This is a genomic window from Exiguobacterium sp. H66, assembly GCF_018618705.1.
Lineage (GTDB): Bacteria > Bacillota > Bacilli > Exiguobacteriales > Exiguobacteriaceae > Exiguobacterium_A > Exiguobacterium_A oxidotolerans.
In genome coordinates this window covers 274,707-289,463 of sequence record NZ_JACSMQ010000001.1, presented here as the reverse complement: position 1 = coordinate 289,463, position 14,757 = coordinate 274,707, and the positions used below count along the sequence as shown (strand labels likewise).

Annotated in this window: 12 protein-coding genes; all 12 read left to right on the top strand. The window is 47.0% G+C overall.

Annotated elements, in window-relative coordinates:
- The first annotated feature begins 3 nt into the window (after positions 1 to 3).
- The 12 genes from KNP88_RS01480 to KNP88_RS01425 all read left to right on the top strand — a co-directional run bounded on the left by KNP88_RS01480 (position 4) and on the right by KNP88_RS01425 (position 14,654).
- Positions 4 to 777, top strand: a complete 774-nt coding sequence (locus KNP88_RS01480; RefSeq protein WP_029330769.1) for a FliA/WhiG family RNA polymerase sigma factor — start codon at positions 4 to 6, stop codon at positions 775 to 777.
- Between the two features lie 11 nt (positions 778 to 788).
- On the top strand, positions 789 to 1,220 hold the full coding sequence (locus KNP88_RS01475; protein WP_214768583.1) for a hypothetical protein: 432 nt from the start codon (positions 789 to 791) through the stop codon (positions 1,218 to 1,220).
- 129 nt (positions 1,221 to 1,349) lie between these two features.
- Positions 1,350 to 2,084, top strand: coding sequence for a 30S ribosomal protein S2 (gene rpsB, locus KNP88_RS01470; RefSeq protein WP_012370721.1), 735 nt, complete (start codon positions 1,350 to 1,352; stop codon positions 2,082 to 2,084).
- A gap of 82 nt (positions 2,085 to 2,166) precedes the next feature.
- Entirely contained in the window at positions 2,167 to 3,048 is an 882-nt protein-coding gene (gene tsf / locus KNP88_RS01465; protein WP_214765130.1) for a translation elongation factor Ts, read from the top strand.
- A 110-nt stretch (positions 3,049 to 3,158) separates the two neighbouring features.
- Complete coding sequence (gene pyrH, locus KNP88_RS01460; protein ID WP_088837351.1) at positions 3,159 to 3,878, top strand: UMP kinase; 720 nt, start codon at positions 3,159 to 3,161, stop codon at positions 3,876 to 3,878.
- Position 3,879: 1 nt separating this feature from the next.
- Positions 3,880 to 4,437 (top strand): ribosome recycling factor, encoded by a 558-nt coding sequence (gene frr, locus KNP88_RS01455; protein WP_029330759.1) that lies wholly within the window; start codon positions 3,880 to 3,882, stop codon positions 4,435 to 4,437.
- Between the two features lie 84 nt (positions 4,438 to 4,521).
- Complete coding sequence (locus tag KNP88_RS01450; RefSeq protein WP_029330752.1) at positions 4,522 to 5,259, top strand: undecaprenyl pyrophosphate synthase; 738 nt, start codon at positions 4,522 to 4,524, stop codon at positions 5,257 to 5,259.
- A gap of 19 nt (positions 5,260 to 5,278) precedes the next feature.
- Positions 5,279 to 6,079, top strand: coding sequence for a phosphatidate cytidylyltransferase (locus KNP88_RS01445; RefSeq protein ID WP_088837350.1), 801 nt, complete (start codon positions 5,279 to 5,281; stop codon positions 6,077 to 6,079).
- Between the two features lie 12 nt (positions 6,080 to 6,091).
- Positions 6,092 to 7,246 (top strand): 1-deoxy-D-xylulose-5-phosphate reductoisomerase, encoded by a 1,155-nt coding sequence (locus KNP88_RS01440; RefSeq protein ID WP_214765126.1) that lies wholly within the window; start codon positions 6,092 to 6,094, stop codon positions 7,244 to 7,246.
- Positions 7,247 to 7,259: 13 nt separating this feature from the next.
- Positions 7,260 to 8,501: an RIP metalloprotease RseP gene (gene rseP / locus KNP88_RS01435; protein WP_214892029.1), complete on the top strand. Its 1,242-nt coding sequence runs from the start codon at positions 7,260 to 7,262 to the stop codon at positions 8,499 to 8,501.
- 30 nt (positions 8,502 to 8,531) lie between these two features.
- Positions 8,532 to 10,232 carry a proline--tRNA ligase gene (locus KNP88_RS01430; RefSeq protein WP_088837347.1) on the top strand — a complete coding sequence of 567 codons (1,701 nt, stop codon included), beginning with the start codon at positions 8,532 to 8,534 and terminating at the stop codon, positions 10,230 to 10,232.
- A 150-nt stretch (positions 10,233 to 10,382) separates the two neighbouring features.
- Positions 10,383 to 14,654, top strand: coding sequence for a PolC-type DNA polymerase III (locus tag KNP88_RS01425; protein WP_483297874.1), 4,272 nt, complete (start codon positions 10,383 to 10,385; stop codon positions 14,652 to 14,654).
- Positions 14,655 to 14,757: the final 103 nt, after the last annotated feature.

The window sequence follows — 14,757 nt, the reverse complement described above, 5'->3', positions numbered from 1 at the left end:
GTCATGCGTGAGGAACTACAACAACTTTGGGATAAATGGCTATCGACGCGCGATATAGCGGTAGCTGACCTATTACTTCTGAATTATGAACCTCTAGTTCAATACCACGTTCAACGTCTTAGTGCGACACTTCCGAAAAGTGTCGATCGTGATGAGTTAAAAAGTCTTGGTATGATGGGTCTTTACGACGCACTGCAAAAGTTCGATCAAAATCATAACAATAAATTCGATACATACGCGGCCTTTCGAATTCGTGGAGCCATTTTAGATGGATTAAGAAAAATTGACTGGCTGCCACGCTCTTTGCGTGAAAAATCGAAACGTGTCGAGGCGGCCGTCGAAATTCTCGAGCAGAGCTTACAACGGACGCCGACGCTTGATGAAGTATCGTCCATCGTCGAAATGAGTCCGGACGAAGTCAAGACGGCGCTTGCAGAAAGTTACTTTGCGAATGTCCTCTCGATCGACGAGGCGGTGACGCTCCAAGATGAGGGAAAAGCAATGGCTGTATCGTATCTCGACCCGGAAGCAGCGACGCCGGAAGATACGTTACTGATGCGTGAATTGATTTCGAAGCTTGCAGAAGAAGTCGAGCAACTATCGGAAAAAGAGCAATATGTTGTGTCCCTTTTCTACTTTGAAGAACTGACGTTAACGGAAATCGGAGAAGTGCTAGGATTGTCGACTTCACGGATCTCACAAATCCACTCGAAGGCGTTACGTAAATTAAAGCAAGCGCTAGGAAGTGCCTATTTGTCTGATCGTGTCGCGATGTGAAAGGAACTACTATGACAATTTTTTATATTTTACTGGCGGCGGTCGTTAGTTATGGTCTGTTGCTTCTATTTAAACAACAAGCATTGCTAAAAGATCGTGTGACTGATCTTGAACGTCAAAAACAAGAAACGGAAGAAATCTTGCTTCGCTTCATGGAACAAGTGAACGGATTGGCAGAACGCGAGGAGCAACCGACTGCTGAGGCTGCTCCTACCCAGTCCTCATATGAAACGGTCGTCAGTCCTGATGTAACAGAACTCCCACAGTTCGAACAGGCGCAGGAAGAATCGGCTGAATCCGTTCAGCCAGTACTGACAGATGTGAAAGATCAACTTGCAGCAGGGGCCGATCTGGATCAACTCGCGCGGTCTTTAAATCGAGGAACGGGTGAAGTGGCATTGATTGCGAAACTTTCTTCAAAAACGAAGGTTGCCCGACGGTAAAGTTTATGCTATATTAGTCTACGGTGTTAATTACGCACGCATGTATCGCCGGCTGCGGTGCCTTTAATAGGTTAGCTGGGACAACGATCATCGCGGAGGACATCCAAAACCCAAAAGGAGGAATTCATCATGGCAGTAATCTCGATGAAACAATTGTTAGAAGCTGGTGTACACTTCGGTCACCAAACACGCCGTTGGAACCCAAAAATGGCAAAATACATCTTCACAGAACGTAACGGAATCTACATCATTGACCTACAAAAAACGGTTAAAAAAGTAGACGAAGCTTACAACTTCATCCGTGAAGTAGCGTCTGAAGGCGGAAACGTTCTTTTCGTTGGTACGAAAAAACAAGCTCAAGACACTGTGAAAGAAGAAGCGATCCGTGCTGGTCAATACTTCATCAACGAACGTTGGTTAGGTGGAACACTCACGAACTTCTCTACAATCAAAAAACGGATTAACCGTTTGAAACAACTCGAAAAAATGGAAGAGAACGGTACGTTCGAAGTTCTTCCTAAAAAAGAAGTCATCATTCTTAAAAAAGAAATGACTCGTCTTGAGAAATTCCTCGGCGGTATCAAAGATATGCCAGGCGTTCCAGATGCACTCTTCATCGTTGACCCACGCAAAGAGCGTATCGCGATTGCAGAAGCACACAAACTCAACATCCCAATCGTTGCGATCGTTGATACTAACTGTGATCCAGACGAAATCGACTACGTCATCCCAGCGAACGACGATGCGATCCGTGCAGTCAAATTGCTCACTGGTAAAATGGCTGACGCAATCCTCGAAGTTAAACAAGGCGAAGATAACGTAGCACCTGAAACTACTGAAGAAGTAGTAGCAGACGCTGAGTAATTCGTGATGCCAGGTGATAAAGGGAATTGACCTTTTATCACCTTTTTTTTGAAAATAAGGACGTTATAAGGAGGAATATCGAATGGCTATTACAGCAGCAATGGTAAAAGAACTTCGTGAAAAAACAGGTGCAGGTATGCTCGACTGCAAAAAAGCGCTCGTTGAAACGGATGGGGATATGAACGCGGCAGTTGATTTCTTGCGTGAAAAAGGGATCGCAAAAGCAGCAGCTAAAGGCGATCGTATCGCAGCAGAAGGTTTGACAGCAGTCGCAGTTGACGGAAACAAAGCAGCACTCGTCGAAATCAACTCAGAAACAGACTTCGTTGCAAAAAACGAACGTTTCCAATCACTCGTTCAAAACATCGCGGATGCAGTTCTCCGTAACGGTTCTGAAACGGCTGAAGCAGCTCTTGCTTCTGAATACGAAGCGGGTAAAACAATCGAAACGTATATTTCTGAAGAAGCTTCTACAATCGGAGAGAAAATTTCACTCCGCCGTGTAGCACTCTTCACGAAAGAAGACAACGCAGCGTTCGGTTCTTACCTCCACATGGGTGGACGTATCGGTTCTGTCGTCGTCATCGAAGGAACAACAGACGAAGCAGTTGCAAAAGATGTTTCGATGCACATCGCAGCGGCACGCCCACTTTACGTCGATCGTTCTTCTGTAACAGAAGAAGAAAAAGCACGTGAAGAAAAAGTCTTGACAGAGCAAGCAATCAACGAAGGCAAACCTGCTAACATCGTTGAAAAAATGATTGCTGGACGTATGAACAAGTACTTCGAGGAAATTTGCCTCGTCGACCAAACATTCGTTAAAGACCCAGACTTCAAAGTTGGTAAATACGTAGAATCTAAAGGCGGAAAAGTCGTTTCATTCGTACGCTTCGAAGTTGGAGAAGGTATGGAAAAACGTGAAGAAAACTTCGCTGAAGAAGTTATGAACCAACTTAAAAAATAAGAATCAGGATTTCCTGATGACAAGAGAAGGAACACGTATGCTTCAATCCACTTTCGTGTGGAAGTGGTTCGTGTTCCTTTTTTACGGAATTTAGCAAGGAGGACGTAGTCATGCAACCGAAATATAACCGGATTGTGTTAAAATTGAGCGGAGAAGCGCTCGCAGGTGATCAAGGGTTCGGAATCAACCCCGCAATCGTCAATTCAATTTCTCAACAGATTCGCGAATTGGTAGAATTGAATGTACAAGTTGCCGTTGTTGTAGGTGCAGGTAACATTTGGCGTGGTAAAACAGGGGCAGAACTTGGAATGGACCGGGCAAATGCCGATTATATGGGGATGCTTGCGACGGTCATGAACTCGCTCGCATTACAAGATAGCTTAGAGTCAGTAGGCGTTGAAACGCGCGTTCAGACTTCAATCGAAATGCGACAAGTTGCTGAACCGTACATTCGTCGTCGTGCGATGCGTCACTTAGAAAAAGGTCGGGTCGTCATTTTTGCGGCCGGAACGGGAAATCCGTACTTCTCGACAGATACGACAGCAGCGCTTCGTGCCGCTGAAATTGAAGCTGAAGTCATCTTGATGGCGAAAAACAATGTCGATGGTGTGTATTCGGCCGATCCGAACGTGGATCCGGATGCGAAAAAATTCGAGACATTGTCTTACCTCGATGTATTAAAAGACGGCTTGCAAGTCATGGATTCGACTGCAACGTCACTCTGCATGGATAATGATATTCCGCTCATCGTTTTCTCATTGATGGAAGAAGGAAATATTAAACGCGTCGTCGTTGGCGACGAAATTGGAACACTCGTAAGGGGGAAATAATATGTCACAGCAAATCATGAAACAAGCCGAAGATCGGATGGAAAAAGCGCATCTTTCACTTAAAAAAGAACTTGCGACACTCCGTGCGGGTCGTGCGAACGTTGCAATCCTTGATCCTGTTCATGTCGATTACTACGGTTCACCGACACCACTTAATCAAGTCGCGAACGTGAATACACCGGAAGCGCGCCTCATCTTAATCACACCTTGGGATAAATCGATGGTTACAGAAATCGAAAAAGCAATCCAACGTGCAGATTTAGGATTAGCCCCATCTTCAGATGGTACGGTCATTCGCTTAGCGATTCCGCCACTTACGGAAGATCGCCGAAAAGAACTTGTTAAGCTCGTCAAGAAGTATACGGAAGAAGGAAAAGTTGCATTACGTAACATTCGCCGTGATACGAACGAGCAACTGAAGAAAGAAGAAAAAGATGGAGCGTTAACAGAAGATGACTTACGTGGTTATACGGAAGATGTCCAAACATTGACGGATAAATTCGTCAAAGCGCTTGATCAAACAGCGACGGATAAAGAAAAAGAAATTATGGAAGTATGACGCGAATCGTCGTCATGTTGGGGACTCTTTGTCACACGAAGAGTCCCCTTCTTCTTATAAATGAATGAGGGGAGGAAGAAGTACATGTTTCAATGGTTAAACCAGACAAAAGAAGTGATCGAACAACACGTACCTGATCACATCGCGATCATCATGGATGGAAATGGACGTTGGGCAAAAAAACGAGGACTTCCCCGCATCATGGGGCATCGTGAAGGGATGAAATCAGTTCGCGAAGTCGTCCGCGTCGCTAATGAGTTAGGGGTAAAGAGTCTGACCTTATACGCTTTCTCGACTGAAAACTGGACGCGTCCTGAAGAAGAAGTCAGTTTCTTGATGAAGTTACCGGCTCAATTTTTAGAGTCGGATTTAAAAGACTTGAATGAACGCAATGTCAAAGTAGAAGTCGCTGGTGAAATATCGCGTTTACCCGTCTATACACGGGAGGCAGTTCAACAAGCGAAACAGGATACAGTTGACAATACTGGACTACGGTTAATTTTTGCATTAAATTATGGCGGGCGAGATGAAATCGTTCAAGTCATGCAAAAGATTGCTGAAAAAGTACAAGCCGGACAACTGCTTCCGACTGAGATTACAAATGAGGTCATCGAACACGAATTGATGACGGGTTCCATGACAGATGTCGATCTCGTCATACGAACGAGCGGAGAACAGCGGTTATCGAATTTCTTGTTATGGCAAGCAGCCTATGCGGAGTTTTACTTCACCGATGTCTTGTGGCCGGAATTTCGACGGGAACAATTTTTGACAGCAATCGAGGATTACAATCAACGGACACGCCGATTCGGCGGCGTCTGACTAAACGAGGACATAGCTTATGAAAACGCGTATTATTACAGGGATTTGGGCAGGTGCCATCTTTTTAGGGTTACTTTACTTGGGTGGTCTTCCATTTCTTGCCTTCATGGCAATCTTAACAGTGATCGGTTATACAGAACTCGTCAAGATGAGACAACTGAGCTTTTCGTCGATTCCCGTTCTCTTGTTCGGGATTGGGACATTGCTTCCCTTCATTCGTGTCTATGAATTAACGAGTGAACAAACAGTGGTAAGCGGATTATCTCCACTTGCTTGGGGAATGCTGATTATTTTAGTCGGTCTATTTTGGACTGTATTTTCAAAAAATGTGTTCACGTTTGACGACGTGGCTTTTTTGCTACTAACGAGTGTTTATGTCGGTGTTGGTTTTGCATCGTTCGCGTTCATCCGTTTACTGGATAATGGCCTGACGTTATCGCTGTTAATCATTCTTTTGATTTGGTTCACAGATTCAGGTGCCTATTTTGTCGGGAAACGTTTCGGCAAAACAAAACTATGGCCGGCAATCAGTCCAAATAAGACGATTGAAGGGGCGGCAGGCGGAATTTTACTCGCGGTACTTCTTGGTGTGATTTTTGAAGCGATTACACCGACAATCGGGTATGCGGAAGTCGTTTTATTAGCACTGATCGTAGCTGTCGTCGGTCAACTGGGTGATCTCGTACAATCAGCATACAAACGACATTATGGCGTGAAAGATGCCGGAAGTTTACTTCCGGGGCACGGTGGGATTCTTGATCGTTTTGATAGCATGTTAATCGTCTTTACGGTATTGATCACACTCGGCATCTTCAGTTGAGGAGGAAGTTACATGAAGAAAGTCAGTATTATTGGGGGAACAGGTTCGATCGGGACACAGACGCTGGACGTCATTGCCGCCAATCCTGAACAGTTTCAACTCGTCAGTTTTGCGTTCGGGAAAAATATTGACGTTGCAGTTCCGTGGTTGAATCGTTTACGTCCGATGCTTGTCTCCGTCATGGACGAAGTGACGCGCGGACAGTTGCAAAAGCTACTCGACTATCGTCCGACAATTTTGACGGGCGATCAAGGCTTGATTGACGTCGCAACAATGGAAGAAGCAGATATTGTCATCACGGCAGTCGTCGGTGCAGTCGGTCTCCGTCCGACGCTCGCAGCGATTGAAGCAGGAAAAACGATTGGTCTCGCGAATAAAGAAACCTTGGTTACTGCTGGACATCTTGTCATGAAAAAAGCACGTGAAAAAGGTGTTGCTATCTTACCTGTCGATAGTGAGCATGCAGCGATTTTCCAATGTTTGAATGGAGAACGACGTGAAGATGTCCGTCAAATTATTTTAACGGCATCTGGCGGTAGTTTCCGTGACATGACGCGCGATCAATTGGCGGATGTTACGGTCGAGCAAGCGCTGAATCATCCGAACTGGTCGATGGGGGCGAAAATTACGATTGATTCTGCAACGATGATGAATAAAGGGTTCGAAGTCATTGAAGCCCACTGGTTATTTGATGTTGCGTATGAAGAAATCGATGTCGTCATTCACCGAGAGTCAATCATTCACTCGATGGTCGAGTTCAATGATGGTGCCGTCATGGCACAGCTCGGTATGCCGGATATGCGTGAACCGATTCAATATGCCCTTACATATCCGTCCCGCCTTGAAATCAAAGGGGGAGAACGGTTAAACTTAAAAGAAATCGGACGCTTGAACTTTGCTGAAGCTTCATTTGAACGCTATCCCTTATTACGCCTCGCTTTTGAAGCGGGTAGTGCGGGGGGTTCGATGCCTTCAGTACTTAATGCCGCGAACGAACAAGCCGTTGACCGCTTTTTAAAAGGGGAAATCAGCTTTTTAGAAATCGAAGTGAGTGTTGAAGCTGCGTTACGGGCGCATGAACTGATCAACGATCCGTCTTTGGATCAAATTTTAGAGGCGGATCGCTGGGCACGTGCGTTTGTCGCGTCACTTTCACTCGCTAACTAAGGATGGGATAGCAATGACGACCTTTATTTCGATCGTATTGATGTTCGGTGTACTTGTTGCCGTACATGAATGGGGTCATCTCGTAATGGCGAAGCGCGCTGGAATCCTTTGCCGGGAGTTCGCGATCGGCTTTGGACCGAAAATCTTCTCGTTTTTCAAAAATGAGACATTGTATACAGTGCGCCTCTTGCCAATTGGCGGATATGTTAAGATGGCTGGCGAAGAGCCAGAGTTCGTTGAAGTCAAACCTGGTCAGGCTGTTGGCTTAGGCATGAACGAGGGCCTTGTCGACGTGATCTATTTAGACGCAAGCCATCCGAAGGCAGACCAAGTCGTGACGGTCGAACGGATTGATTTATTGCACAAGTTAGAGCTCGTTGGGTTACAAGACGAAGTCTCGACACGATACGATATTTCAAAAACCGCCTTCCTCGTCGAAGGGCAGACACGAACACAAATTGCGCCGTACGACCGGACATTTGGTTCGAAATCCGTTTTTAAACGGGTACTTGCGATTGCTGCCGGACCAGCGATGAACTTTGTTCTCGCCTTCCTCATCTTATTTGGATTAGCGTTATACAACGGTTCTCCAACGGGTGAAAGTGTCATCGGGACCGTTCAAAAAGATTCGCCGGCGGACCAAGCAGGACTCGTCGAAGGCGACCGGATTGTTTCCGTCAACGGAGACGAGACGACAAAATGGGAAGACCTGCGTGCTGGCTTCCAAGATGAAGCTGGAAAAGAAACGACCGTCGTCTATGAGCGGGATGGTCAAGAAACAACAACACAAATTACGCCGAAAATTCAACAACAAGGCGATCAAAAAGTCGGAATCATCGGTGTGACGAACGAGACGGAAAAGTCGTTCGGGACGGCACTCGAAACGGGTGTAACGGAAACATGGCGGATGTCGACGTTAATTGTCGGCGCAGTCGGTGACTTAGTGACGGGGGTCGTTGGTGTCGATCAACTATCAGGTCCTGTCGGAATCGTCAAGATGACGGACCAGGTAGCGGACAGCGGATTTTCGATGCTCTTGACGTGGACAGCTCTATTGTCCGTCAACTTAGCGGTCTTTAACCTATTACCACTACCCGCGCTTGACGGTGGTCGATTACTCTTCCTCTTCCTCGAAGCGTTACGCGGCAAACCGGTCGACCCGCAAAAAGAAGGGCTCGTGCACTTCGTTGGATTTGCACTGCTCATGCTCTTGATGCTCGTCGTCACATGGAATGACATCCAGAAGTTCTTTTAATCTTTCAATCAAAGGGGTTCACGACTCATTATGAAACAATCGAAAATGTTTATGCCAACATTGCGTGAAGTACCATCAGACGCAGATGCTATTAGCCATCAACTTTTATTACGTGCGGGTTTTGTCCGTCAAAATGCAGCAGGAATTTACTCATACTTGCCACTTGCGAAACGTGTCTTAGCGAAGATTGAGACGATCATTCGTGAAGAGATGGATGCGGCAGGGGCACAAGAGCTATTGATGCCAGCCATTCAACCGGCAGAGCTATGGGAAGAAACCGGGCGCTGGGACATTTACGGACCAGAATTGATGCGTTTGACAGACCGTCATGATCGACGGTTCGCGCTCGGTGCGACACATGAAGAATTAATTACGTCAATCGTTCGGGATGAGTTGAACTCGTACAAAAAATTACCGGTCAATCTGTTTCAGATTCAAATGAAGTATCGTGACGAACGTCGCCCGCGGTTCGGTCTCTTGCGCGGACGTGAGTTCATCATGAAAGATGCGTATTCGTTCCATGCGACACAAGAAAGCCTGGATGACGAATACCAAAACATGTTTGAAACATACAATAAAATCTTTACGCGTGTCGGGTTAGAGTTCCGCCCTGTCGTTGCCGATTCGGGTGCGATTGGTGGAAGTGGCACACATGAATTCCATGCACTTGCAGCAATCGGTGAAGATACGATTGTTTATTCCGATCAGTCGGATTACGCAGCAAACCTTGAGATGGCAGAAGCTGTTGACGCGTACGACGTACAAGGCAAAGCACCGGAAGCACTGGAAACCGTTAATACAGGAGAAGCGAAAACGATTGAAGCGGTAGGCGAGTTCCTGCAGGTACCGGCAACCGAATCAATCAAGACGGTCGTCTTCAAGACGGAACAAGGTCTCGTCATGGCCCTCGTCCGGGGTGATCACGAAGTCAATGACATTAAATTGAAAAACTACCTTGGTGCGCTTGATATCACGATGGCTTCTGATGAGGAAATCGAACAAGCACTGCATTCGAAACCGGGCACGCTCGGTCCGATTGGAGCAGACATGCAGGTCGTGGCGGATTATGCTGTCCGCGCTTTGACGAACGCAGTTTGTGGAGCGAATAAAGCGGAAACGCATTACATCCATGTAAATCCAAGTCGTGATTTCGAAGCGGAATATACAGATTTGCGCTTCGTCGAAGAAGGCGATGCTTCACCAGACGGCGAGGGGCACGTCAAGTTCGCCCGCGGTATCGAAGTCGGACAAGTCTTCAAACTCGGGACACGCTATTCGCAAGGAATGGGTGCGACGTTCCTTGATGAAGGTGGAAAAGCGCAACCCCTTATCATGGGTTGTTACGGCATCGGTGTTTCACGGACACTTTCTGCCGTCGTCGAACAGCATTATGATGAGCGTGGTATCATTTGGCCGAAAGCGATTGCTCCGTATGATGTGCATTTGATTGCCGTCAATGGGAAAAACGCTGAGCAAATGGAAGTGGCAGAAAACGTCTACCGTCAACTGACGGCTGCTGGATTCTCTGTTCTGTTTGACGATCGGAAAGAACGGGCTGGCGTGAAATTCGCAGATGCTGATTTAGTTGGCTTACCTGTTCGAATCAACGTCGGGAAAAAAGCGGCAGACGGAATCGTTGAGCTGAAAGCACGCCGCGGCGGCGAAGCAGAAGAAATTGAACAAGGAAATCTCGTTCAGGCTGTTCGTTCGCTGTATGAAGGTTTAGAATAAGTAATGGGAACGGTCACTTAAAACGTTTAAGTGACTGTTTTCTTGTCTCACACCCATTCGCCCCTTGGGCAATCTGCAAGAGGAGGAGGAGTTGCTGTCACGGTGTGATGCGATAGGACAGCACAATTGCGAGTGGATACACAACAACGCATGTCGCTTTTAATGAGTGATTTAGATTTACCGACAGGAATTACTGAAGAATATTTTACGGGGGCTACCCTTGAGAAGCTCCGTGTCAATAAAAGCAATTCAACGTGGACGTTCCAAATTCGAATTCCGAAGATTTTGCCGCAAAACGTCTATCAGATGTTTTTCAGTCGTTTGACGAGTCGTTATCAACAATTTGCGGAAGTCAAATTAAACCTCGTTTCGGACGATCGTCCGGAAAGCAAACTTTTCATCGACTACTGGCCGTACGTCGTTCAGGATTTAGCGGATGCGTCTGCAGCAATGCGGACCCAGCTCAGTCGTGTTTTGCCAGAGTTTAGGGAAAATAAACTCTTCATCCCTGTTCGGAGTGAACCGGAAGCTGGTTTTTTAAAGAATGATCTGTGTGGAGAGATGCAATTATTATACGGTGCCTATGGATTTCCGAAGTTTGTTTGTGAACCGATTGTCCAGATGGATCAATCGACGCAAGAGGCGTTACGCAATCAAGTCAAACAAGAGGACATCGAGGAAGCGAAACGGATGCTCGAGCTTCAATTCAAACGTGAGCAGTCGCGCGATGATGATGAGGGACCGGTCGACATTCGGATTGGAAAACCGATTCAAGATGAAATCGTGCCGATTAAGACGATTCAAGATGAAGAACGTCGGATTGCGATTCGGGGACTTGTCTTCTCAGCAGAGAGCCGGGAATTACGAAGTGGAAAAACGATCTTTACGTTTAAATTGACCGACTATACCGATTCGCTTGTCGTCAAGATGTTTGCACGAGATGAAACGGACGTCAAAGTCCTATCAGCAATCAAAAAGGGCATGTGGATTCAAGTGGCTGGACGAGTCGAGTTCGACACCTTCCTCCGCGATCTCTGTATGATGATTGCACAATTGTCTGAAGTGAAGGTTGAACTTCCGGGTGACCCTTGGACAGGTGAGAAGCGTGTCGAATTGCACGCGCACTCGCAAATGAGTCAGATGGATGCTGTCATGAACGTGACGAAGTACGTCGAACGTGCTGCTGCTTGGGGACACCCGGCCGTCGCCATCACAGATCACGCGGGAGCGCAAAGCTTCCCGGATGCCTATTATGCCGGAAAGAAAAATGACATTAAGGTATTATATGGAATCGAAGCGAATGTCGTCAATGATGGTGTCCAAGTTGCCTATAACCCGGTCGATCGCAGTCTTGAGGACGCGACGTTCGTCGTCTTTGACGTCGAGACAACCGGATTATCAGCGATGTATAACAAAATCATTGAATTAGCTGCCGTAAAAATTTATGACGGAGACGTGATTGATAAATTCGAAGCATTCGCTGATCCGAAACACTTATTATCTGCGACGACGATCGATTTGACGGGCATCACCGATGACATGGTCCGTGGGAAACCGGATCCGGAACAAGTCGTCAAGGAATTCATGGACTGGGCGGGGGATTCGATTCTTGTCGCCCATAATGCGGCCTTTGACATCGGGTTTTTGAATGCGACGCTTCGTTCTGGTGAACATGACGAATCGACATTGCCCGTTATCGATACGCTTGAACTGGCACGTGTCTTGATGCCGACACTGAAGAATCACCGTTTGAATACGCTCGCGAAACGGTTTGATATCGAACTGACACAACATCACCGTGCGATTTATGATGCGGAAGCAACCGGCTACTTGATGTTGAAGTTATTGCAAATGGCAGATGAGATGTTCAACATGACAACGCACTTGTCGCTCAACCGGGAGATGGGAAAAGACATTTCTCGGACGCGTCCATATCATGCGACCGTCTATGCTAAAAATCGGACGGGGCTAAAAAATCTTTACCAGCTCATCTCGATTGCGCATACGAAACACGTCCATCGTGTCGTTCGGACGCCACGTTCGCAGCTCGTTGCGCACCGGGAAGGTTTAATCATCGGCTCTGCGTGTGACAATGGGGAAGTGTTTGATGCGGCGCTCAATAAATCGGATGAAGATTTAGCGAAGGTCATGCAGTTTTATGATTTCATCGAAATTCAGCCGCCGGCGATGTACGGTCATTTAATCGAGCGGGAAATCGTTCAAAATGAACTCGAACTTCGTGAGTTGATCAAAAAAGTCATCCGGGTCGCAGAGGAAAACGACATCCTGCCGGTCGCGACAGGGAACGTACATTATCTCGATCGCCATGACGCGACGTACCGTGAAGTTTTGATTCGGACGCAAGGTGGGGCAAATATGCTCAACATGCGGAAACAGCTTCCCCCGGCTCATTTCCGGACAACGCAGGAAATGATGGAAGACTTCCGGTTCCTTGCACCGGATCTTGCAGAACGTCTTGTCGTCACGAATAGTCAGAAAGTCGCTGAGATGTTCGAAAACATCGATATCATCCCGAAAGATCTCTTTACTCCTAAAATTGACGGTGCTGATGATGAGGTTCGCAATCTGTCCTACGACATGGCACATAAAATTTATGGGGAAACGTTACCGGAAATCGTCGAAGCCCGACTCGAAAAGGAATTGAAATCAATCATCGGCCATGGTTTTGCCGTCATCTATTTGATTTCGCATAAACTCGTAAAAAAATCGCTTGATGATGGGTACCTTGTCGGATCGCGTGGTTCTGTCGGATCGAGTCTCGTCGCGACGATGACGGAGATCACGGAAGTTAATCCATTACCGCCGCATTACGTCTGTCCGAACTGTCAAGAATCCGAGTTCTTTGATGATGGGTCGGTCGGATCCGGATTCGATTTACCGGATAAGGAATGTAAGACGTGTCAAATTCCATTGACGAAAGACGGACACGACATCCCGTTCGAAACGTTCCTTGGGTTCAAGGGGGATAAAGTACCGGATATCGATTTGAATTTTAGTGGGGAGTACCAGCCGAAAGCCCATGCCTATACGAAAGTCTTGTTCGGGGATGATTATGTCTACCGTGCAGGGACGATCGGGACGATTGCCGAAAAAACGGCCTATGGGTATGTGAAGGGGTATCAGTCGGAAAATGATTTAAATTACCGTAACGCGGAAGTCGACCGGCTCGTCAGCGGGGTGACAGGTGTCAAGCGGACGACAGGACAGCACCCCGGCGGTATCATCGTTGTCCCGGACTACATGGACATCTATGATATCAGTCCGATCCAGTTCCCGGCGGACGATATGGGATCGGAATGGAAAACGACACACTTTGACTTCCACTCGATTCACGATAATCTACTGAAACTTGATATTCTCGGACACGATGACCCGACGATGATTCGGATGCTGCAAGATTTATCCGGTCGTGATCCGAAAACGATTCCCGTCGATGACGCCGAGGTCATGAAAATTTTCAGTTCGACGGAATCGATTGGTGTCACACCGGAACAGATTGATTCGAAAACCGGAACGCTCGGGATTCCAGAGTTCGGGACGAAGTTCGTTCGACAGATGCTTGAAGAAACGAAACCGACGACGTTCTCGGAACTCGTCCAGATTTCCGGTCTGTCGCACGGAACGGACGTTTGGCTCGGGAATGCCAGTGAGTTGATTTATAACGGAACATGTGAACTGAAAGACGTCATCGGCTGCCGGGATGACATCATGGTCTACTTGATTTATGCCGGTCTTGAGCCGTCGCTTGCCTTTAAAATCATGGAATCCGTCCGTAAAGGGAAAGGGCTCTCGATTGAGATGGAAGAAGCGATGATTGAAAACAGTGTACCCCTTTGGTACATCGACTCGTGTAAAAAAATCAAGTACATGTTCCCGAAAGCCCACGCTGCAGCTTACGTTTTGATGGCGGTCCGGATTGCCTATTACAAAGTCCACCATCCGATGTACTACTACGCATCGTACTTCACGGTCCGAGCGGGTGACTTTGACATCGGCGCGATGAACAAAGGAACAGCTGCCGTCCGAAAAGTTTTACAAGATATCAAAGATAAAGGATTCGAGGCGACGGCGAAGGATAAAGGACTCTATACGGTTCTTGAAATTGCGCTTGAGATGATTGAACGCGGCTTTACGTTCCAAAAAGTCGATTTGTATAAGTCGAGCGCCAGTGAATTCTTAATCGAAGGCGATTCGCTGTTACCACCGTTCGACGCCGTGACAGGGCTCGGAACAAATGCGGCAAAACAAATCGTCGAGGCCCGAAAAGGTGGCGAGTTCCTGTCGAAAGAAGATTTACAGAAACGTGCCAAGTTATCGAAAACGATTATCGAAACGCTCGACAATCTTGGTTGTCTCGAAGGTCTTCCGGACGAGAACCAGCTTTCGTTATTTGACCTGTAAAGCCAGGCGGAGACTTGCTTAGAGCGGTTCATTATGCTATATTGAGTGAGGAAATGTTTTTTATACTACGACTTGGAAGGAGTAGGGGGACCTGCTCCTTTCT